The organism is Burkholderia sp. WSM2232, from assembly GCF_000472545.1.
Lineage (GTDB): Bacteria > Pseudomonadota > Gammaproteobacteria > Burkholderiales > Burkholderiaceae > Paraburkholderia.
This window is the reverse complement of the sequence record NZ_AWZV01000010.1, coordinates 39,202-59,126: the sequence shown is the minus strand read 5'-3', so window position 1 is coordinate 59,126 and position 19,925 is coordinate 39,202. Positions and strand designations below refer to the sequence as shown.

Below are 19,925 nucleotides of genomic sequence, written 5' to 3'. Positions count from 1 at the left end.
ACAGGCGCAAGGAGCACTGCGATGAACGATATGCCACAAGGCTCACGCCCTTTCTGGAAATCGCGCTCGGCCATCGTGCTCGCTGCGTCTGGCAGCATTGCCGTTTTCCTGCTTTTCTCCGAACATCGCGCGCACTTTCTCGGGGTCCTGCCTTATCTGCTGCTGCTTTCGTGCCCATTGATGCACGTCTTCATGCATCGGCGCCATCACAGCCATCACGGCCACGGCAGCCACGTGCAAGCACAGCGCGCTGGGCGCAAGGAATCAGGAGACAGCCATGAACGGGACAGGTAGCGGGTACGGGTCGCGGGGCCTTGTAATCGTCAACTCACTGGTCTTCATGATCTGTGCGTTCAGCTTTTTCAAGCCGGCGACAAAGCGGAACTCGCGGACCTTTGGGGGATTTTCTGCGTTCGTTGTCGCGCTGTTCGCCGAGATGTATGGCCCTACGCGAAGATCCGGCACCCCCAGTACGTCGCATTCGTCGTTATCATGTTCGGGTTTCTGCTTCAATGGCCCACCCTCGTTACACTGGCGATGTTCCCTATACTTGCCTTCATGTACGTAAAGCTCGCGAAGCAGGAAGAGCGCGAATCGGAACAACGTTTCGGTCAAAGGTGGCTCGATTACACGGCGCGCACGCCTCGGTTCATACCGAAGCTTTCGGGCGATCACGCACGGTGCGCCCACTGATAACCGGCAGGCAATGCAATGTCAGAGTCTCAGGCCCACCTTCGCAATGCCGGCGGCGATGCACACCGGCACGATGCCGCTCGCCGCGACGCGACCGAGGTCGTCGACCCCGTGTGCGGGATGACCATCACGACGGACTCCAGGCATCGGTACTCTCATCGAAACGAGACGTTCTACTTCTGCAGCAGCAAATGTCTGGAATCTTTCCGCAGTACACCGGATAAGTACGTGGGCAAGGTTGCCAACACCGCTACTGCGCCGGCTCCGACAAGAGTCGTCTATACGTGCCCGATGCATCCGCAGATACGGGCTTCCGCTCCCGGCGCCTGCCCTATCTGCGGTATGGCTCTGGAGCCTCTCGCGCCGCTCGCGGAAGAAGGCCCCAACGTCGAGTTGGAGTCGATGACGCGACGCTTCTGGGTCGCGCTCGTGCTGTGCGTTCCACTACTTTTCATGACAATGGGGCGCATGGTGTTGCCGTTCGACCTCGACGCGCAACTGGAGCGCCTGTTCGCCGCGTGGCCGCTGCCTCACTGGATGCGCGCGTCGTGGTCGGAATGCGTGCAGTTAGTGCTTGCATCGCCCGTTGTGCTGTGGGCGGGATGGCCGTTTCTCGAGCGCGGGTGGAAATCCTTCGTGACCTGGCAGTTGAACATGTTCAGCCTGATTGCCCTGGGTGTGGCTGCCGCCTACGGCTTCAGCGTGTTCGCGCTGTTCTTTCCCGGGGCGCTGCCCCAGGCCTTCGGGCGCGGTCACGAGTTGCCTCTGTATTTCGAGGCTGCATCTGTGATCGTGGCGCTGGTGCTGCTGGGTCAGGTACTGGAGCTTCGCGCGCGCACGCGCACGTCCAGCGCCATTCGCGATCTGCTGCATCTTGCTCCTCACACGGCGGTACGCGTCAGATCAGACGGTACGGAAGAGACCGTGCCGCTGGAAGAGGTTGTGGTCGGCGAAACGCTTCGGGTCAAACCGGGTTCGAAGGTACCGGTCGACGGTGTTGTCCTTGAGGGCGCTTCGAGCGTCGACGAATCGATGATTACGGGCGAATCGATCCCAGCCGAAAAAATCGCGGGCAGCAAGGTAACTGGCGCGACGGTCAATCAGACAGGCACGTTCCTGATGCGGGCCGAGAAAATCGGCTCAGACACGCTGCTCGCGAGAATCGTACAGATGGTGGCAGAGGCTGGGCGTACGCGCGCGCCTATCCAGAAGCTGGCTGACCAGGTCGCGGGCTGGTTCGTGCTTGCCGTCATCGGTATTGCGGCTGCTTCCTTCGTCATATGGGCACTGGTGGGTCCGGCGCCTGCTCTCGCGAATGCGCTGGTGGTTGCGATCAGCGTTCTCATCATCGCCTGCCCGTGCGCGCTCGGCCTTGCCACACCGGTCTCCATCATTGTCGGCGTTGGCCGGGGCGCCAAGGAGGGCGTGCTCATCAAGAACGCGGAAGCGCTAGAACTGATGGAAAAAGTCGATACGGTGGTTGTCGACAAGACCGGCACGCTCACCGAAGGCAAGCCGCGCGTGCAGACGGTTGTTGCGCTACGCGGTGAACCGGAATCCGTCGTGCTCGGCCACGCGGCCAGTCTGGAGGGCGCGAGCGAACATCCTCTCGCCCAGGCCATTATCACGCGTGCCAAAGAATTGGCCGTCACGACGAGCCGGGTCGATTCGTTCGATTCGATTCCTGGCAAAGGCGTGAAAGGAAAAATCGATGGTCACGTCGTGGCACTCGGTAATGCACGGCTGATGAACGACGCGGCTGTCGACTGTTCGTCGGTCGCGGTCGATTCGGACAAACTGCGCGAGGCCGGGCAGACGGTCATGTATCTCGCGATAGACGGCGAACTGGCCGGCTATGTGGGTGTCGCGGACCCGGTGAAGGAAACAACGCCCGACGCGGTCCATCAGTTGAGAGCGTCCGGCATCAAAATCGTAATGCTGACCGGAGACAACACGGTCACGGCGAACGCGGTCGCGAAGGCATTGACGCTCGACGGCGTCAAAGCCGGCGTTCTCCCCGAGGACAAGTACAAACATGTGCAGGAACTTCAGCAACGGGGACACGTGGTTGCGATGGCTGGGGACGGAGTCAACGATGCACCGGCGCTCGCGCAGGCCAACGTCGGCATCGCGATGGGAACGGGAACTGACGTGGCCATGAACAGCGCGCGCGTGGTGCTGGTGAAAGGCGACTTGCGCGGCATTGCCCGGGCACAAGCATTGAGCGTCGCCACGATGAAGAACATCCGGCAGAACCTTTTCTTCGCGTTCGCGTACAACGCCGTGGGAATCCCGGTCGCGGCCGGTGTGCTCTACCCGTGGCTCGGCATTGTCCTAAGCCCGATCATCGCGAGTGCTGCGATGGCATTGAGTTCGGTTTCCGTCATTGGAAATGCACTTCGCCTGCGAACTGTGCGCACGTGAGACGCAGTCATGCATTCGAATTCTTTCGGGCGCATGGCGGCGCTCGCGGCGAGCCAGAAGCCTTAACCGATCCGGCATTCGTTGTCGCGCAACTGAAAACAGCGAATCAGATAGCCGCCTCGTGCTGACGCCAGAGTGAGCGTCAAGCCGCGGCGGTTTCTCGCTGATAGCGCGAAACCGGCCGCCGCAAGCCGAGATTCTCGCGCAGCGTGCGCCCCTCGTATCCGGTTCGAAAGAGCCCTCTGCGTTGCAACTCGGGCAGCACGAGCCTGATGAAGTCGTCGAGACCGTCCGGCAGTAACGCCGGCATCACGTTGTAGCCGTCCGCGCCGTAGTTGACGAAGCGTTCCTCCAGCGCATCGGCAATCTGCGCGGGCGTACCGATCAGTTGCCAATGCCCGCGCGCGCCTGCGACGCGCAGATACAGTTCGCGGATGGTCAGATTCTCGCGCCGCGCGAGTTCCAGCGTCAGCGACTGCCGGCTCCTGCTCGCGTTAGTCTCGGGCAACTCGGGAATCGGACCGTCCAGTGGATAGCTGGACAGATCGAAGCCGCCCGTGAGCCCGGAGACGAGCGAAAGCCCGACTGCCGGATCGATCAGCGCCTGCAACGCGCCGAACTTGTCGTGCGCCTCCTGCTCCGTGCTGCCGACAATCGGCATGACGCCCGGCATGATTTTCAGATCGTCGAAATCGCGTCCGTACTGCGCGAGGCGGCCCTTCACGTCCGCATAGAACGCGACCGCGTCTTCCAGCCTCTGCTGCGCGGTAAAAACGACTTCAGCGGTGCGCGCGGCGAGCGCCTTGCCCGCCTCCGACGATCCCGCCTGCACGACGACGGGTCTGCCTTGCGGCGAGCGCTCCACATTCAGAGGACCGCGCACGTTGAAAAACTCGCCGCGATGATCGAGCACATGGCGCTTTGCCGGATCGAAGTAGCGCCCGCCTGCCTTGTCGCGCACGAAGGCGCCTTCGTCCCAGCTGTCCCACAGGCCCTCGACCACCTCCGCGAATTCAACCGCGCGCTCGTAGCGCCGCGCATGCGCAAGGTGTTCGTCGAAGCCGAAGTTTTTAGCCTCGTGGGCGTTCGACGAAGTGACGAGATTCCAGCCGGCTCGCCCGCCACTGATGTGATCGAGCGACGCGAATTTGCGCGCGATGTGATACGGCTCGTTAAACGTCGTCGACGCCGTGCCGACGAGACCGATATGTTCGGTGACGGCGGCCAGCGCCGACAGCAAGGTGAGCGGCTCGAACTGCGCCACGTAGCTATGCGCGGTGCGGCTTAGAAAGTCCACGTTGTCGCCCCGTGTGCCGGAGCCGTCCGCGAGAAAGACCAGGTCGAACTTCGCGGCCTCGGCGCTCTGCGCAAGCCTCACGTAGTGGCGGAAGTCGCGCCCCGCCTCTGCGTGGGCGGCCGGATGACGCCATGCGGCGATGTGGTGCCCGGTTGGGTAGAGAAACGCGCCGAGGTGAAGATGTCCTGTACGTTGGCTCATGATGGGTGAAATATCGTTGCGGTTTCAACGAATGCGCGCCGCGCTCACGCGCGCGCTCGCCAACGCTGCGGATTGACCGGACGCGCGAGGCCGAGGTGTTCGCGCAGGGTCGTGCCCTCGTAGTCGGCACGGAAAATGCCGCGCTTTTGCAGTATCGGCACCACGCCTTCGACGAAATCGCGCAGGCCGTGAGGCAGTGCGTCGGGCATCAGGTTGAAGCCGTCGGCCGCTTCGCCGTCGAACCAGCGCTGGATATCGTCAGCAATCTGCTCCGGTGTGCCCACCACTACGCGGTGCCCTGTGCCGCCCGCCAGCGCGCGTATCAGCTCGCGCACCGTATGGCCGTGACGACGCGCCTGCGCAAGCGTCGCGTGGAAGAACGTATGGTTGCCGTTGCCGCCGCCGGGCAACGCGAGATCGTCAGGCAAACGCGCGTCCAGATGGAGCCGCTCGACCTCGACGCCGAGCGTGCCGGCGAGCCGCCGGAGGCTGTAGTCCCACGGGATCTGTTCGACGAGTTCGTCGCGCCGGCGCAGTGCCTCGCGCTCTGTCGCACCGATGATGGTGGTGAGCCCCGCGAGCACCTTGACGCCCGCGCGGCCGTACGCGGCCGCGCGCTGATTCAGCTCGCGCCGGTAAGCGGCCGATTCCTCGACCGATTGCGACGCCGAAAACACCGCCTCGGCATGGCGCGCTGCAAGCTCGCGGCCGTCAGGCGAGCCGCCCGCCTGCACGACCACGGGATGCCCTTGCGGCGGGCGCGGCAGGTTCAATGCGCCCTGCACGTCGAAATGCCGGCCGCGATGTCCGATGGGATGCACCTTGGCGGCGTCCACGAAACGGCCCTGCGCCTTGTTGCCGACGAACGCATCATCTTCCCAGCTGTCCCACAGCGCCTTGACGACCTCGGTGAATTCGGCGGCGCGCTCATAGCGCTCTGCGTGATCCGGCACCGCGGTGCGACCGAAGTTGCGTGCCGACGGCAGATCGGCGGTCGTCACGACGTTCCAGCCTGCGCGTCCTCTGCTCACGTGATCGAGCGTCGCGAAACGGCGTGCGATGTTGTACGGCTCGTTATAGCTCGTCGACGCGGTGCCGATCACGCCAATATGCTTGGTTGCCGCCGCGATGCTTGCGAGCACAACGGTCGGCTCGAGCGCCGTAATCGGGCGGAAGTCGATCTGATCGACAATCGCGGCGTTGTCGGCGAGAAAGACAGCATCCAGCTTTCCGGCTTCGGCTATGCGCGCGACGTTCACGTAGTGGTCGACGTCGACGAAGGCGAGCGGATCGGCTTCTTCGAGCCGCCATGCGGACGGCACGAACCCCGAGTGCAGGATGTTGACGTTCAGATGCAGACGACGCGCAACGGCGCGTGAAGGCGGGCGATTCATCGGCGGCTCCTGTGGGTCGCTCAATGTACTTTTGGAAAGCCGTGCCGCTCAGCAAGCAGATCGAGAATGCGCCGGGGATTCGTGACGAAGCGCCGCTCGCCGAGCGTTTGCGCATCGGCTGGAGCGGCCTGCGCGTCGCCGAGCACGAGCACAGGCAGGCCCTGATGCGCTTCGTCCAGCACGTCGATCATCGCCTTGCGCGGGCGCTCGAACGGCACGCGCAGCACGTCGAGTCGCGCGACGCGTGCAGGGTCGCTCGCCAGCAAGCCTTCTATCGGCGCGCCGTCGGGGCAGATGAAACGCTCGCCGGGATGTTGCGGGTCGGTGAATGCGGGTTCCAGCAGGATCAGAAGGTCGCGGCTCATTTCGTAGTTTGCTATTCGGTTCAGTGGCGCTCAGAGAGCGTGGGAAAGCGGCGCTCGTGCAGCCCGCAACCGGATGCGGCGAGAACGCAGTCACTGCGCGGCCTCTGCATCGTGCGTTGACGTTCGGGGCCGGTCTCGTGCACTTCAGCGCTCGATATACAGGTCGGCGAAACTGCCGCGTATGCCCTCGCCGCCCGGCGCATAGTTCTTCACCTTCTTCGACGAGATCGTGATGTTCGGATTCGCGCCGAACTCGATCGACGGAATATCGTCGTGCACGATCTGCTGGAACTGCAGGAAGAGCTGGCGGCGTTGCTTGTCGTCGGTCGCGACGGAAGCGGCCTCGAGCAGACGGTCGACCTCGGGGTTCGAGTAGTGTGCCGCGTTCGAGAACGGCAGACCGATCCTGAAGTTCTTGGACCAGAACACCCGCTGCACGCCCACGGTCGGGTCGAACGTGTTGGACAGCGCTTCGAGCGTGATGTCGAACGCGCGGTCCGTATAGGCCTTCTTCACGTAGGTGGCGAAGTCGTAGCTTTCGATCTCGCCGTCGATGCCGATCCGCGCGAGCGACTGGCGCACGAAGTCTGCCGCCCGCGGGTCCTGGAACGGGTTGAAGAGCAGGCGCAGTCTGAAGCGCTTGCCGTCCGCACCGCGCCTGTAGCCTGCTGCGTCCAGCGCGGCGTTCGCCTGTGCGACGTCGTACGGAAAGTAGTGAATGTCGGCGTTGTGATATTTCGCGTTGGCGGTGCCTATCGCGGCCGCCGACACCTGACCGTAGCCGTACCAGACCACCCGGTTCAGCGCGTAGACGTCGAGCGCCTGTGAGATCGCCTTGCGCACCGTTTTGTCTTTCAGTACGGGAGTGTCGAGATTGAATATCAACTGCTGATGGTTGCTGTTGTATGCCCAGTTAGTTGTATCCACATTGAAGTTAGGCAGCGCGCCGAAGCGCTTCACATCCGACAGCGGGATAGCCTGATCGCCCAGATTGGCGGCGCCCGACTCGAGTGCCGCGGCGCGCGCCGCGCCGTCCGGCAGGAAGCGTATGACGATCTTGTCGATGTACGGTTTTGGTTTGTCCCAATAGTCCGGGTTGCGCTCGAGCACGATGTTGCTGCCGTGCACGAACGACCTGAACACGAACGGACCCGTACCGACAGGTGCGCTGTTGTACGCACTCGCCGCGATGTCGGTGCCTTCGTAAAGGTGCTTCGGAATGATCGGCGACTCGGTGCCTGCGAGCGCAGTGAGCAAGAACGGCGCGGGACGCGAAAGCTCGATGATCGCGGTGTACGGGTCCGGCGTTTTCACGTCGGTTACGTTGGCAAACGTGCTGCGCCCACGCGGATGCACCTGCTTGAGCGTCAGGATCGAAAACGCCACGTCGGCGGACGTGAAGGGTTTGCCGTCATGCCACTTCACACCATGACGCAGATTGAAGCGGTATTGCAGACCGTCTGCGCTGACCACCCATGAGGTTGCGAGCAAGGGCTTCGGGTTCAGGTTCGCGTCGTAGGTCAGAAGACCTTCCACTATCTTGGGGCCGATTTCGGCATTGCCCCCGGCGGTCGTGGTGAGCGGAACAATGGAAGCGGGCTCCGGCGTGACCAGCCAGGTGAGCGTTCCGCCGTGCTCGGGCGCCGCGCGAACGCCCGCAGCCGCAATGGCAAGCCATGCGCTCGCCAGCAGCGCGGCAAGCCTCGCTGCGTGTGCCCCATGAGTCGGTTTCATTGTTGTCCTTGATCGTTGCGCGCAGCTTCGCGTTTGGCGAGCCAGGCGGCGCGCTTTTGCACCAGATACTCGTTGAACGTGGTCATGTGTAAGTCGTCGGATTGATCGGCGAGTGGACGAGGCCAATACGCTGCACAGCATAGCCAGCCGCTGCGCGCGAGCGAACCAAGCGATTCTGCTTTGCTTACGCCGCTGCGTCATTTCCCCCGGGGCAGGTGCGGCTCGCAAATAAGGATAGAAATTATTGTTCGTTGTCCGACAGGACGGTATGCCGGTAAGTTTTCCGGGCTTGCGGCGCACTCTCCTGAATGCGACGCCGGACCCTGAACTTTGTCTGTCACAACGTCGGATATGTCCGGCAAAACCGCTTTTTCGGGCCTTCGGTGCGCTTTCCCGAATCGTGGCGGCAGCGCCGCTGCGCTCGTGACTGTGGATCATGTCTCAGCCATGGCCCGCGCGATGCTCGCCCGGCCCGTACGTTAGAACATCAAGCGATCGACCAGAATCCATGACCGAAGCCACTTTTGCCACCCACCGCGAGGCGTCGGCACAGTCGCCCAATGCAACGCCATTCGTGCCGGTGCTCTCGCCTGCCGGGTTCCCCGCCAGTCCGGTCGCGCGCGCGCTCCAGCAGCCACTGATGCTCGGGCTCTTCCTGCCGATCCAGGCCGGCGGTTGGAGCGCGTCCACGCTGCCGCGCACGACCGACTGGAACTTCGACTACAACCTCGCACTCGTGCAGAAAGCGGAAAGCCTCGGCTTCGATCTGGTGTTCGCGCTTTCGCAGTGGCTGCCGAAGGGCGGCTACGGCGGCGTGTTCAACGGCGAGGCGCTCGACTCCTTCATGTCGCTCGCTGCAATGACCGCGTGCACCGAAAGAATCATTCTTGTCGCGACGAGCCATGTGCTCTATGGGCCGTGGCATCCGCTGCACTTCGCGAAGTTCTCCGCCACGCTCGACCACATTTCGAAAGGCCGCTGGGGCATCAATGTCGTGACCGGGCATCGCGCTATCGAACATGAGATGTTCGGCTGGCATCGCATCGAACACGACCGCCGCTATGAGCTGGCGGGCGAGTTTCTCGACGCCGTCCAGCAGTTGTGGGCGCAACCGGAGAACTTCAGCTTCGCGCCGCTGCTCTCGAGCTGGAAGCTCAACCAGGCTTTCGTCACGCCGAAGCCGCAATTCGGCCGCCCGCTGCTGGTCAATGCAACCGGCTCGGAGGCAGGAATCGAATTCGCTGCGCGTTATTCGGACGTGGTGTTCATCACAAGTCCCGCCGGCCCGGAAATAGAAGCCGCGCTGGCCGCGTTGCCCGCGCATACGGCACGTGTGAAGGCAGCCGCGGCAAAGTACGGCCGCAAGATACGCACGCTCATCAACCCCATGGTGATCTGCCGCGAAACGGCGGCCGAAGCACTGGCCTATCGCGAAGCGATCGTCGCGCATGGCGACGAGGGAAGCTTTCATCGCTTCGAAAGCGACGCACATGCGTGGCGAGGCAACGCCGAGCAACGCAATCAGGCAGCCGCGCGCGCGGTGGGCGGCAACATTTCGATTGTCGGCTCGCCCCAGCAGATTGCCGATTACATCGTGCGGCTTCATCGAGCCGGAGTCGACGGCGTGCAGTTGAGCTTTTTCGATTTTCAGCCGGACCTCGAGTTCTTCGGCGCACGCGTGCTGCCCTTATTGCGCGAAGCCGGCCTGCGCGCCTAGCCGCAGCGACGTTCTCGCGCCGTCCGCCTACTCCCATGGAGGTGCCGATGGTGAAACACATGAGCCGACTCTGGCACACCCGCAGCCCTGCAACGTTAAAAAAGCTTCGCACTCCAATCTTGCTGAACCTGAACTCACATGGAATACAGACAACTCGGCCGCAGCGGCATCAAGGCCTCGACTCTGACGCTCGGCGCGATGATGTCCGGCGGCCCGACGACCGGGCATTTGTCCACGCCGGGTTTTGACGACCCGGAGCATCCGTTCTTCAGACGCCTCGTACGCTCGACCCCACCGCGGCATGACGAGACCTTGCCGCAACAGCGCTAGCCTCCTCCACTCTTTCGAACGCCACCGCCATGATGAAACCCCTCTCTCCTACTCCCCTGCTGCTGCGGCTCGCGCGCGCAGCGCTTGTCGCGCTCCTGCTTGCCAGCTTGAGCAGCGCACCCGCTCTCGATGCCGCGGCCGCAGACAACAACGCTGCGGCGCGCGAACTGCGGCTAGGTTTCGTTCCCGGGCCCTACGCCGAAGAGTTCAAAGCCGGGGTCGAGCCGCAATTGCGCAGGAAAGGCTACACCGTCAGATACGTCGAGTTCAGCACCGGTCTCGAAGCGAACCAGGCGGTCTATCGCGGGGACATCGTCGCCGACGTGATGCAGCACGAGGTCTACCTGAAGTCTTACAACGATCGCAACGGCACCGACCTCGTCGGCGTGGTGCAGGTGCCAACGCCGCCCATGGGACTCTACTCGACGCGCCACCGCTCGCTTGCCGAGGTGAAGCCGGGCGCCCGCGTCGCGGTACCTAACGATCCCGTCAATCTCGAACGCGCGCTCAAGATCCTGCAGCGGATCGGCTGGATAAAGATCAGGCCGAACCCCAATCCGGTCGACGTGACCGAGCACGACGTGATCGCCAATCCGGCCGGTATCAAGATCGTTCCGCTCGAATCGGCGCAGGCTCCGCGCGCACTGGAGGACGTCGACTACGCGGCGATCCAGGGCAACTTCGCGATTTTCAGCGGCCACAAGCTGACCGATGCGCTTGCACTCGAACAGATGGCGCCGCCTTACATCAACCAGGTCGTGGTGAAAGCGGCGAACCGCAATGCCAGGCAGACGCGGGACATCGTCGAGGCCTATCAGTCAGCCGAATTTCAGCGGGCGATTCGGGGCAATCACTTCTACGACGGATTCCGCTTGCCGGCGTATTTCGGCAACGAGTAAGGTCTCACCGGAAAACGGCGCGCGTTGCAGCGCTGCGCGCCGCGACACACCGCAACACGCGCCAGGCCGCCACAAACCACGGCAAGCCGGCGCGCGGCGCGGCCGTTTCACGCCGCTTGCGCGTTCTCGAAGCTGCGGCCGGGAATCGCGTCGAGCAACGTGCGTGTGTAGGGATGCTGCGGCGCGCGCCAGATATCGCGGTGATCGCCGCTTTCGACGATGCGTCCGGCCTGCATCACGTGCACGCGGTCGGCGATATAGCGCACCACCGACAGATCGTGCGAGATGAAGAGATAAGCAAGGCCGAGTTCGCGTTTCAGGTCGACGAGAAGGTTCAGGATTTGCGCCTGAATCGACACGTCGAGCGCCGACACCGGTTCGTCGCAGATCAGCAGATCGGGCTCCAGCACGAGTGCGCGCGCAATGCCGATGCGCTGGCGCTGTCCGCCGGAGAACTCGTGCGGATAGCGGCCGAGTGCGCTGGCCGGCAAGCCCACTCGGTCGAGCATCGCGGCAATCCGCGCGCGGCGCTGTTGTGCCGTGCCGATCCGGTTGACCACCAGCACCGTGTCGAGTATTTCGGCCACCGTGCGACGCGGATTGAGCGACGCATACGGGTCCTGAAACACCATTTGCACATGACGCCGCAACGGCCGCAAGTCGCGTTCGCCGAGCGCGACCAGATCGGTGCCGCGCAGACGAATCTCGCCTGCGGCTGCGGGAACGAGCCGCACTATTGCTTTGGACAGTGAGGACTTGCCGCAACCAGACTCGCCGACGAGGCCCACCGTTTCGCCCGGCGCGATCGAAAACGAAACGCCGGCCACCGCCGGCAAAGCGGCGTGGCCGCGCCGCTGCGGGTACTCCACACGGAGGTCGCGCACGTCGAGCAGCGGTGTGTCCAAGCCGCCATCGGAAGGCGCAGCGCGAGGCTCCGTGCGCACAGAGCGCGGCACCACCGCGAACGAGGGCTTGCCGTCCTCGCCGAGACCATGGCGGATTTCCGGCAGTTTCCAGCCCCGATAGTGCAGATCGTCCGCGAGGTTCAGCGACGCACCGAGGAGCCCCCGCGTATAAGCATGCTGCGGTTGCGTGAAGAGCCGGGCGACGGGTGCGTCCTCCACCTTCTCGCCGGCCAGCATGACCGCGACGCGGTCCGCATGCTGCGCGACCACGCCGAGATCATGCGTGATGAGCAGCAAGGACATCGCCAGTTCTCGCCGCAGGCCGTCGAGCAGTTCGAGAATATGCGCCTGGATCGTCAGGTCGAGCGCCGTAGTCGGCTCGTCGGCAATCAGCAGACGCGGACGGCAAGCCACGGCCATCGCGATCATCACGCGCTGGCGCTGGCCGCCCGACAATTCGTGCGGATAGTCGAACACGCGCCGTTGCGGCTCGGGAATCTGCACGAGTTCGAGCAGTTCGACCGCGCGCCGCCATGCCGCCTGTTTCGACAGACGCTCGTGACGACGCAACGTCTCGACAATCTGCGCACCGACCGCAAGCACTGGATTGAGCGATGTCATCGGCTCCTGAAAGATCATCGACATATGCTGCCCGCGCATTTCTCGCACTTCCCGCGGCGTCAGATCGAGCAGCTCCCGCCCGTCGAAGCGCACACTTCCGCTCACCCGTCCCGGCGCGGGGACAAGACGCATGAGGGCGAGCGCCGTCGCGGACTTGCCGCAGCCCGATTCGCCGACGAGCGCAAGCGTCTCGCCTTGCGCGATATCGAAACTCAGGCCGCGCACCGCCTGGTGCGCGCCGAAATTCACGCGCAGATCGCGTACTTCGAGCAGATTGGCCACCGTGGTTTCCTCGCTTGGTTGCTTGCCGCGCAGCTTGCGCGCTTAGGTCAGGCTCGTTCGCGCAGGCGCGGGTTGAGGGCGTCGTTCAGGCCGTCGCCGAGAAGGTTCAGCGCAAGCACGGCCAGCACAATCGCCGCGCCGGGCACCGCGGTCAGATACCAGGCCGTGCGCAGAGAATCGCGCCCTGCCCCGATCATCGCGCCCCAGCTCACCACGTTCGGATCGCCCATGCCGAGGAACGACAGCGACGATTCGATCAGGATCGCGCTCGCCACCATCACCGACGCGGTGACGATGACCGGCGGCAATGCGTTCGGCAGGATCTCGCCGAAAATGATGCGCGCGTTACCGAAGCCCTGGCTGCGCGCTGCCTGCACGAAGTCGGAGCGGCGCAGGCTGCGGAACTCCGCGCGCACGATGCGCGCCACCGTGGGCCACGACGCGATGCCGATGGCCAGCGCGATCGTGGTCACGCTGGGATGACCAATGGCGACGATCACGATGACGAGCAGGAAAGCCGGCACCGTCTGGAATAGTTCGGTGATGCGCACGAGGACATCGTCGACCACGCCGCCGAAATAGCCCCCCACTGCGCCCACCAGCGTGCCGATCACGAGACCGATGCCGGCCGCACTGGCGCCGATCAGCAGGGACACGCGGGCACCGTGCGCGATGCCCGCCGCAACGTCGCGTCCCAACGAATCCGTGCCGAGCCGGTATTGCGCATCGGTGCCGGGCCATTCGAACGGCGCGGCCACCATGTCGAGCGGATCGCCGGGAAACAGGTGCCCTGCGGCAAGCGAAAGCGCGATGAAGGCTGCGAGCAGCACCAGCCCGGCCACCGCAGACGGATTGCGCAGCAACGTGCGCCATGCGCCGCCTCCGGCCCGGCGCGCTGAAGCATCGGCCGCGGCACGCGCGGTACTGCCACGGCGTGCACCGAACAGCGCGCCGCCCAACTGGCGCCGCCATGCCGAGGTGCGCGGCTCACGGGGCGGCGAAATCAGATTCGAAGAGTCGGAAGCCATGTCATTTCTCTTTGAAGAAACCTGCACGAACGCTCATCCAATGCGCGGATCGAGCCATGCCTGCAGCAGGTCGACCAGCAGATTCGCAAGGATCACCAGCATCGACGACAGCAGCAGTACCCCGAGCAGTACGCTGAAGTCGCGCGCCATCACCGCGTCCAGCGCGAGGCGGCCGAGCCCTGGCCAGCTGAACACCGTTTCGGTGACGGCCGCGCCGCCGAGGAGCGTGCCGAAATGAATGCCGACGATGGTCGTAAGCGGAATCAGCGCATTGCGCAGCACGTGACGCACCGTGACCTGCAACGGATGCAGGCCTTTTGCCTGCGCGGTGCGCACGAAGTCCTGGCGCTGCACCTCCAGCATCGCCGCGCGCGTGAGCCGGGCGTAGATCGCCACGAAAAAGGTCGACAGCGTCGCGGCCGGCAGCAGCACGTGCCTGAATGCGTCGGCGAAATACGCGAAGCCGTGTAGTTGCACGCCGAGCGTGACATTGCCGCCGCTTGGCAGCCAGCCGAGGTGCACCGAGAACAGCACGATCGCGAGCAGGCCGATCCAGAAGCCCGGCGTCGAATAGAACAGCAGCGCCAGCACCGAGAGCACGCGGTCCGGCCATTTGCCGGCCCAATGCGCCATCACCGTGCCGAGCACGACACCCAGCGCGATCGCGAACGACAGCGCGGCGCCCATCAGCAGCAACGTATTGGGCAGGCGCGACAGGATCAGTTGCATGACCGGCATGTCGTAACGCGGCGAATAGCCGAGGCTGAAGTGCGACAGATGCACCAGATAGGACCAGAGCTGATGCAGCACCGGCTGATCGAGACCGAACTTCGCGCGCAGCACCTGCATGGTCTCCACCGTGGCGGAACCCGCTTCGCCGGCAAGCACGTCGGCCGCATCGCCGGGCATCAGCTTTAACAGCAGGAAATTCAGTACCACGATGCCGAGCACCGTGGGTAGCGCCTGCCAGGCCGTGCGCCGCGCGATTGCGGCAAATCGCAAACCTCGGCTCATGGTTCTCTCCGTTACGCGCTCAGATAAACATCCGCCAGGTTGCCTTCGAGGCCCTGGGCAGACACCGTATGATTGTTCACCCGCCGGTTCGCGAGCGTGACCATGCGCGGTGCGACGAGATTGAGAATCGGCAGATCGCGATAGACGATCCGCTGGAACTGCTGATACAACGCCACGCGCCTGTTCTCGTCGGTTTCGATAGCGGCGCTCTCGAGCAGCCGATCGACCTCCGCGTTGCTGTAATGCGGCGCGTTGGAAAACGGCACGCCGGGACGAATGTTGCGCGACCAGTAAAGCCGCTGCACGCCGACGCTCGGATCGAACAGCGTATTTACGCCGATGCTCGTGAAGTCGAACTGGCGGTCGGCGTACACACGCTTGAGGAACGCGGGCAAGTCCTGCGAGCGGACCGTCACGTCGATGCCCACGCGTGCCAACGCCGACTTCACATACTCGGCCTGGCGGCGGTACATGTCGCCGTAGGGCAGAAAGTCGTGCGTGAGGTTCAAACGCACGCCGCCCGCTTTGCGCGGATAACCCGCTGCGTCCAGCAGTTGTTCGGCGGCGGCAAGGTCGAACGCGTAGGGTGCGAGCTTCGCGTCGTGGTACGGCGAGGCCGGTGTGATCGGAGTCGGCGACAGCTCCGCGTAGCCATACGCGACCGTGCGCAACACCACCTGAGGGTTGATTGCATGCGCGATAGCCTGACGCACTCGCAGGTCCTTCAGGATCGGATGCTGGAGATTGAAATCGATCTCCGCGAGCGGTTCGAGAAAGCGGTAGCCGCGCGTTTCGACGGCCAGTTGCGGCAATTGCGTGAGGCGCGGGAGATCCGTCAGCGGCACGGGATTTTCCCCGCCCAGATCGAGCGCGCCGGTTTCGAACGCGGCCGAGCGCGCGGCGGCGTCCGGAATCACTTTCAATACCAGAGTGTCGATATACGGCTTGCCGTTGTCCCAGTAGTCCGGATTGCGCTCATAGACAATATTCGCACCGCGCGTCCACGACTTGAAGCGAAACGGGCCAGTGCCGATGGGCGCATTGTTATGCGGATTGCCAAGCGGATCGCCCGACGCGTACAGGTGCTTCGGCACAACGGGCGATTCGCCCGCTGACAGCGCCTTCAGCAGATACGGCGCCGGTTTGGACAACTCGATGACCGCGCTATGCGCGTCGGGCGTCGACACTCGCGTGACGTTGGCGAAGGTGCTGCGCCCGCGCGGGTGAATCGACTTCAGAAGCTCGATCGAGAACGCCACGTCCGCCGATGTGAAGGGCTGCCCGTCGTGCCATCTGACGTTGCGACGCAACGTGAAGCTGTACTTCAGGCCATCGGGACTGACTGTCCACGCGGTCGCCAGTTGCGGCTTCGGCCGCATATCGAAGTCATAGGCAAGGAGCCCTTCGAGCACTTTGGAACTCGCGACCAGTGCGGGGCCCGTGGTCTGAAAGATCGACACCAGTACCGGCGGCTCCGGGTTGATCAACATGTTCAGTGTGCCGCCGCGGCGCGGTACGGAAGCCGCAGCGGCTTGCGCGAAAGTTCGGGCCGGAAGCCCGGCAGCCGCTAACGCGGCAGTCGAAGAAAGCAGAAAGGTGCGGCGGTCGAGCCCGGCCATTGCTTACATCCTTGTATTCGTGCATCGGCCGGTTCGGTCGGCCTGTTAAGAAGAGGTCGAGCGAGCAATGCCGCTCGCGCAGCGCTTACGATAAAGGCGCAGTCCCGCTAAATGAACCAACGGTTCGGCATATGCAAAGTACGGTGCGGACAAAGGCTCTTCACGCGAGCGACGCGCACCGTGCGTGCATGCGCGGGATGTTGCAGGCCCACGACACAACGCTTCGGCGCACACAGCCGGACGTTGTTCGGACTCAGCGCCTCCGTCCTTTCCAATCGATGCAAAAGACGCGCGACGACTCATCGAGCAGCGCACCGTTAAGGGATCAAATGAGGAATGTCAATGTATTGCCGAGGGCCGAGCAGGTCGCGGTATTGGCAGGCATCAAGCATCTGTTCTGATACACATTGCCCGCTCCGGGCAAGGACGCTGCCGCCCTGCCGCGGATAGGGCTCATCTTGCGCGGCCGGCACGGCCGGCGTTGCGATATGCGGATGCGGCGCGTTGCCCGTTCAGAACACGCGTCCTTCTGTGAGATGCGTGGTGACGCCGTTCAACTCGTAGTCACCTACCACCCGCGCTTTGTGCAGCAGCGGATTGTGGCTGAAGATAGTCCGCAGATTGCGCCAGTGCCTGTCGAAGTTATGCACGCGCCCAGTAGCCGATGCGCCACCCACTTCGAACAGACGCTCGCCGGCATGCAGCGCAAGTTTGCTGACCACGAGCTGCGTCTTTGCCGTGGTCAACGCGCCTTCGAGCACGCGCTCCTCGGCGTCTGCAGCGCCGCTGTGGATGGCCTGGGCGGAACGATCGAGCGTGCGCGCATTGTTGGCGATCAGCGCATCAATCGAAAGACTGTGCGCGGCCAGCTCGCCCACCACCTGCTGCACGAATGCGTCTTCCCGAGCGGAAGGCGCCGCGCTGTGCAGCACGGGCCGCCCGTATTGCGTGACGTAGCGCCGCGCATCCGCGACGATATTGCGCACAATTCCCGCGGCCACCGATACGAGATGCAACTGACGCACCGCGCTGCCGTGACGGCCCGCGAGCGTCGTGTAGCCGCGCGGGGCGATCTCGTCGGCGAAAACCTGCACGTTGTCGAGCACCAGACTGCCGCTCGCGGTCATTCTCTGGCCCATTCCGTCCCAGTCGTCGAGCACGCTCAGACCCTTGCGCGAAACCGGAATGACGATGGACACCTTCTCGTCGTTCTCGTCCTGCACGTTGATGCGCGCATAGTCGGAAAACGCCGTGCCGGTCGAGTAGTATTTTTTGCCGCTCACGCGGAAATGCTCGCCGTCGCGAACCAGCTTCGTGACGATCTCGCCTGGGCGCGAGGTTCCCAGTTCGGTCGAAGCACCGCCGAAAATCGCGCCGTTGCGAATTCGTTCGATCTGCCTGTCGTTGAACGCGGAACGCGGCGACAGCAACAATTGCTCAGTCTGGTCGAAGTGAATCCGCAACGCATGGGCCACGTTCGACTCGTGTGCCGCGAGCGTCGCGACGACGTGAAAGAGATCTTCGAGCGATCCGCCGAGGCCGCCCCATTCAACTGGAAATCGAAGCACACCCAGCCCCGATGCGCGGAAAAACGCAAAGCGGTCGAACGGCAATTCACGCCGTAGCTCGCGTTGCGCAGCATCTTCTCCTAGCGCCTCGGCGAGCGCGGGCAATGCGGCGAGCGCGCCTTCCAGCGTTGTCTGAATACGATGTTGCTGAGCTGCGTGCATATGCTGGGTCCTTGTTTTGAAGCGCGCGGTATCAAATGGCCGGGCACGACTTCGCGGCAAACATCTGCACGGCGGCCGTGTCCGTGGATTCGACGCCGCAGTATAGGCACCGCATTTTCACGGCGGAACCAGCGAATCGAGCTTTGAATATGCGCGATTGTGGATTGTCGATTGTGAATCGTGGATGGCGGCGGAAAAGCGACACCGCAGATCGGGGCGCGCCAGGGCGGCGTCGCGAGAGCAGCGGACCGCCGCCCAACGGCTAGCGCGACACGCGGCACCGGGCGGTGCGTGTACCGACCGGCAGAGGCATCATCCAGCCGCTGGAACGCGCTCGGCGCGTTCCAGCGTGTGACGATTCGCAGGCCGCCGCAAGCCGAGGTTCTCGCGCAGCGTGCGCCCCTCGTATTCGGTTCGAAAGAGCCCTCTGCGTTGCAACTCGGGCACTACCTGATCGGCGAATTCGACCAGCCCGCCTGGCAGCCACGGCGACATGATGTTGAAGCCGTCCGCGGCGCCCTCCTCGAACCACTGCTGCAACTGGTCCGCAATGCTCTGCGGTGTGCCGACCACCTGCTGATGTCCGCGCGCGCCCGCTATGCGCAGATACAGATCCCGAATCGTCAGGTTTTCCCGGCGCGCGAGGTCGAGTAGAAGACGTTGACGGCTCCTGCCGCCGTTCGTCTCGGGCAGGTCCGGCACGGGACCGTCGACGGGAAATGACGAGAGATCGACGCCGCCCGTCATCTTGGAGAGTAACGACACGCCCACGACCGGATGGATCAGCGACTGCAATGCCTCGAACTTCTCGTCGGCCTCTTGCTGCGTGCGACCAATCACCGGGAAGATGCCCGGCATGATCTTCAGGTCGTCGGCATGGCGGCCGTATTTGCCGAGCCGTCCTTTAACGTCGCGGTAGAACGATTGTGCTTCGTCGAGCGTCTGATGCGCGACGAAGATCACCTCCGCGGTCTGCGCGGCCAGCTCGCGCCCCGCCTCGGACGCACCCGCCTGCACCACAACCGGCCAGCCTTGCGGCGCACGCGCGACGTTCAACGGCCCCTTGACCTTGAAGTGCGTGCCCCGATGGTTCAGCGCATGAAGCTTCGCCGGATCGAAGTAGAGGCCGCTCGACTTGTCGCGCACGAATGCGTCGTCTTCCCAGCTATCCCACAGGCCGGTCACGACGTCGTAGAACTCGCGTGCACGCTCGTAGCGCAGCGGGTGATCGAAATGATGATCCAGGCTGAAGTTATGGGCTTCTGCTTCGCTGCTCGACGTGACGAGGTTCCAGCCGGCGCGTCCAGCGCTCAGATGATCGAGCGACGCGAACTTGCGCGCCACGTTGTATGGCTCGTTGAAGCTCGTCGATACGGTCGCCGTGAGTCCGATGTGCCTGGTGACGGCGGAGAGCGCCGAGAGCAGCGTAATGGGTTCGAAGTGATCGGCTCGCGCGGTGCGCGACAGCGAAGCAAGGTCGGTGTCGCGCACACCCACGCTGTCGGCGAAAAAAATGGTGTCGAACTTCGCGCGCTCCGCAATCTGCGCGAGTTCTGCGTAATGCGCGAAGTCGAGTCCGGCTGTGGCGTGCGCCTGCGGATGGCGCCATGCGGCGATGTGGTGGCCCGTCTCCATCAGGAACGCGCCGAGCTTGATCTGACGTTGGCTCATG

At 63.8% G+C, this 19,925-nt stretch carries 15 protein-coding genes and 1 pseudogene; 6 read left to right on the top strand and 10 right to left on the bottom strand.

Annotated elements, in window-relative coordinates; genetic code table 11:
* Positions 1 to 21 precede the first annotated feature (21 nt).
* From F757_RS0110360 to F757_RS0110350, 3 genes and pseudogenes are all read left to right on the top strand, one after another.
* A complete protein-coding gene (locus F757_RS0110360; protein ID WP_027211331.1) occupies positions 22 to 294 on the top strand; it encodes a DUF2933 domain-containing protein in 273 nt (90 codons plus the stop codon).
* Positions 278 to 693: pseudogene (locus tag F757_RS35005) on the top strand (methyltransferase family protein). The gene F757_RS0110360 and the pseudogene F757_RS35005 overlap by 17 nt, the downstream one beginning before the upstream one ends.
* 18 nt (positions 694 to 711) lie before the next feature.
* Positions 712 to 3,117 carry a heavy metal translocating P-type ATPase gene (locus F757_RS0110350; protein WP_027211329.1) on the top strand — a complete coding sequence of 802 codons (2,406 nt, stop codon included), beginning with the start codon at positions 712 to 714 and terminating at the stop codon, positions 3,115 to 3,117.
* Between the two features lie 142 nt (positions 3,118 to 3,259).
* On the opposite strand, the gene F757_RS0110345 is transcribed toward F757_RS0110350, so the two are convergent.
* From F757_RS0110345 to F757_RS0110330, 4 genes are all read right to left on the bottom strand, one after another.
* Positions 3,260 to 4,615, bottom strand: coding sequence for an LLM class flavin-dependent oxidoreductase (locus tag F757_RS0110345; protein ID WP_027211328.1), 1,356 nt, complete (start codon positions 4,613 to 4,615; stop codon positions 3,260 to 3,262).
* Between the two features lie 44 nt (positions 4,616 to 4,659).
* Positions 4,660 to 6,009, bottom strand: coding sequence for an LLM class flavin-dependent oxidoreductase (locus F757_RS0110340; protein ID WP_027211327.1), 1,350 nt, complete (start codon positions 6,007 to 6,009; stop codon positions 4,660 to 4,662).
* A gap of 20 nt (positions 6,010 to 6,029) precedes the next feature.
* Positions 6,030 to 6,374: a DUF3088 domain-containing protein gene (locus F757_RS0110335; RefSeq protein ID WP_027211326.1), complete on the bottom strand. Its 345-nt coding sequence runs from the start codon at positions 6,372 to 6,374 to the stop codon at positions 6,030 to 6,032.
* Positions 6,375 to 6,518: 144 nt separating this feature from the next.
* Positions 6,519 to 8,108 carry an ABC transporter substrate-binding protein gene (locus F757_RS0110330; protein ID WP_027211325.1) on the bottom strand — a complete coding sequence of 530 codons (1,590 nt, stop codon included), beginning with the start codon at positions 8,106 to 8,108 and terminating at the stop codon, positions 6,519 to 6,521.
* A gap of 508 nt (positions 8,109 to 8,616) precedes the next feature.
* Here F757_RS0110330 and F757_RS0110320 point away from each other — a divergent pair.
* The 3 genes from F757_RS0110320 to F757_RS0110310 all read left to right on the top strand — a co-directional run bounded on the left by F757_RS0110320 (position 8,617) and on the right by F757_RS0110310 (position 11,054).
* Entirely contained in the window at positions 8,617 to 9,825 is a 1,209-nt protein-coding gene (locus F757_RS0110320) for an LLM class flavin-dependent oxidoreductase (RefSeq protein WP_027211324.1), read from the top strand.
* A 138-nt stretch (positions 9,826 to 9,963) separates the two neighbouring features.
* On the top strand, positions 9,964 to 10,155 hold the full coding sequence (locus F757_RS0110315) for a hypothetical protein (protein WP_027211323.1): 192 nt from the start codon (positions 9,964 to 9,966) through the stop codon (positions 10,153 to 10,155).
* 29 nt (positions 10,156 to 10,184) lie between these two features.
* Positions 10,185 to 11,054, top strand: a complete 870-nt coding sequence (locus tag F757_RS0110310; RefSeq protein ID WP_027211322.1) for a MetQ/NlpA family ABC transporter substrate-binding protein — start codon at positions 10,185 to 10,187, stop codon at positions 11,052 to 11,054.
* A gap of 107 nt (positions 11,055 to 11,161) precedes the next feature.
* Here F757_RS0110310 and F757_RS0110305 read toward each other — a convergent pair whose 3' ends face one another.
* From F757_RS0110305 to F757_RS0110275, 6 genes are all read right to left on the bottom strand, one after another.
* Positions 11,162 to 12,862: an ABC transporter ATP-binding protein gene (locus tag F757_RS0110305; RefSeq protein ID WP_027211321.1), complete on the bottom strand. Its 1,701-nt coding sequence runs from the start codon at positions 12,860 to 12,862 to the stop codon at positions 11,162 to 11,164.
* Positions 12,863 to 12,909: 47 nt separating this feature from the next.
* Positions 12,910 to 13,890, bottom strand: coding sequence for an ABC transporter permease (locus F757_RS0110300; protein WP_027211320.1), 981 nt, complete (start codon positions 13,888 to 13,890; stop codon positions 12,910 to 12,912).
* Between the two features lie 33 nt (positions 13,891 to 13,923).
* Positions 13,924 to 14,904 carry an ABC transporter permease gene (locus tag F757_RS0110295; RefSeq protein ID WP_027211319.1) on the bottom strand — a complete coding sequence of 327 codons (981 nt, stop codon included), beginning with the start codon at positions 14,902 to 14,904 and terminating at the stop codon, positions 13,924 to 13,926.
* Between the two features lie 11 nt (positions 14,905 to 14,915).
* Entirely contained in the window at positions 14,916 to 16,523 is a 1,608-nt protein-coding gene (locus F757_RS0110290; protein WP_027211318.1) for an ABC transporter substrate-binding protein, read from the bottom strand.
* Between the two features lie 512 nt (positions 16,524 to 17,035).
* Complete coding sequence (locus F757_RS0110280; protein ID WP_027211316.1) at positions 17,036 to 18,253, bottom strand: acyl-CoA dehydrogenase family protein; 1,218 nt, start codon at positions 18,251 to 18,253, stop codon at positions 17,036 to 17,038.
* A gap of 312 nt (positions 18,254 to 18,565) precedes the next feature.
* On the bottom strand, positions 18,566 to 19,924 hold the full coding sequence (locus tag F757_RS0110275; protein ID WP_027211315.1) for an LLM class flavin-dependent oxidoreductase: 1,359 nt from the start codon (positions 19,922 to 19,924) through the stop codon (positions 18,566 to 18,568).
* Position 19,925: the final 1 nt, after the last annotated feature.

Excerpts from the sequence above, each read along its gene's own strand:
- F757_RS0110310 (WP_027211322.1), top strand. The coding sequence starts at position 10,185 with ATGATGAAACCCCTCTCTCCTACTCCCCTGCTGCTGCGGCTCGCGCGC.
- F757_RS0110350 (WP_027211329.1), top strand. The coding sequence starts at position 712 with ATGTCAGAGTCTCAGGCCCACCTTCGCAATGCCGGCGGCGATGCACAC.
- F757_RS0110315 (WP_027211323.1), top strand. The coding sequence starts at position 9,964 with ATGGAATACAGACAACTCGGCCGCAGCGGCATCAAGGCCTCGACTCTG.
- F757_RS0110330 (WP_027211325.1), bottom strand. The coding sequence starts at position 8,108 with ATGAAACCGACTCATGGGGCACACGCAGCGAGGCTTGCCGCGCTGCTG.
- F757_RS0110295 (WP_027211319.1), bottom strand. The coding sequence starts at position 14,904 with ATGAGCCGAGGTTTGCGATTTGCCGCAATCGCGCGGCGCACGGCCTGG.
- F757_RS0110300 (WP_027211320.1), bottom strand. The coding sequence starts at position 13,890 with ATGGCTTCCGACTCTTCGAATCTGATTTCGCCGCCCCGTGAGCCGCGC.
- F757_RS0110360 (WP_027211331.1), top strand. The coding sequence starts at position 22 with ATGAACGATATGCCACAAGGCTCACGCCCTTTCTGGAAATCGCGCTCG.
- F757_RS0110275 (WP_027211315.1), bottom strand. The coding sequence starts at position 19,924 with ATGAGCCAACGTCAGATCAAGCTCGGCGCGTTCCTGATGGAGACGGGC.
- F757_RS0110340 (WP_027211327.1), bottom strand. The coding sequence starts at position 6,009 with ATGAATCGCCCGCCTTCACGCGCCGTTGCGCGTCGTCTGCATCTGAAC.
- F757_RS0110320 (WP_027211324.1), top strand. The coding sequence starts at position 8,617 with ATGACCGAAGCCACTTTTGCCACCCACCGCGAGGCGTCGGCACAGTCG.
- F757_RS0110290 (WP_027211318.1), bottom strand. The coding sequence starts at position 16,523 with ATGGCCGGGCTCGACCGCCGCACCTTTCTGCTTTCTTCGACTGCCGCG.
- F757_RS0110335 (WP_027211326.1), bottom strand. The coding sequence starts at position 6,374 with ATGAGCCGCGACCTTCTGATCCTGCTGGAACCCGCATTCACCGACCCG.
- F757_RS0110280 (WP_027211316.1), bottom strand. The coding sequence starts at position 18,253 with ATGCACGCAGCTCAGCAACATCGTATTCAGACAACGCTGGAAGGCGCG.
- F757_RS0110345 (WP_027211328.1), bottom strand. The coding sequence starts at position 4,615 with ATGAGCCAACGTACAGGACATCTTCACCTCGGCGCGTTTCTCTACCCA.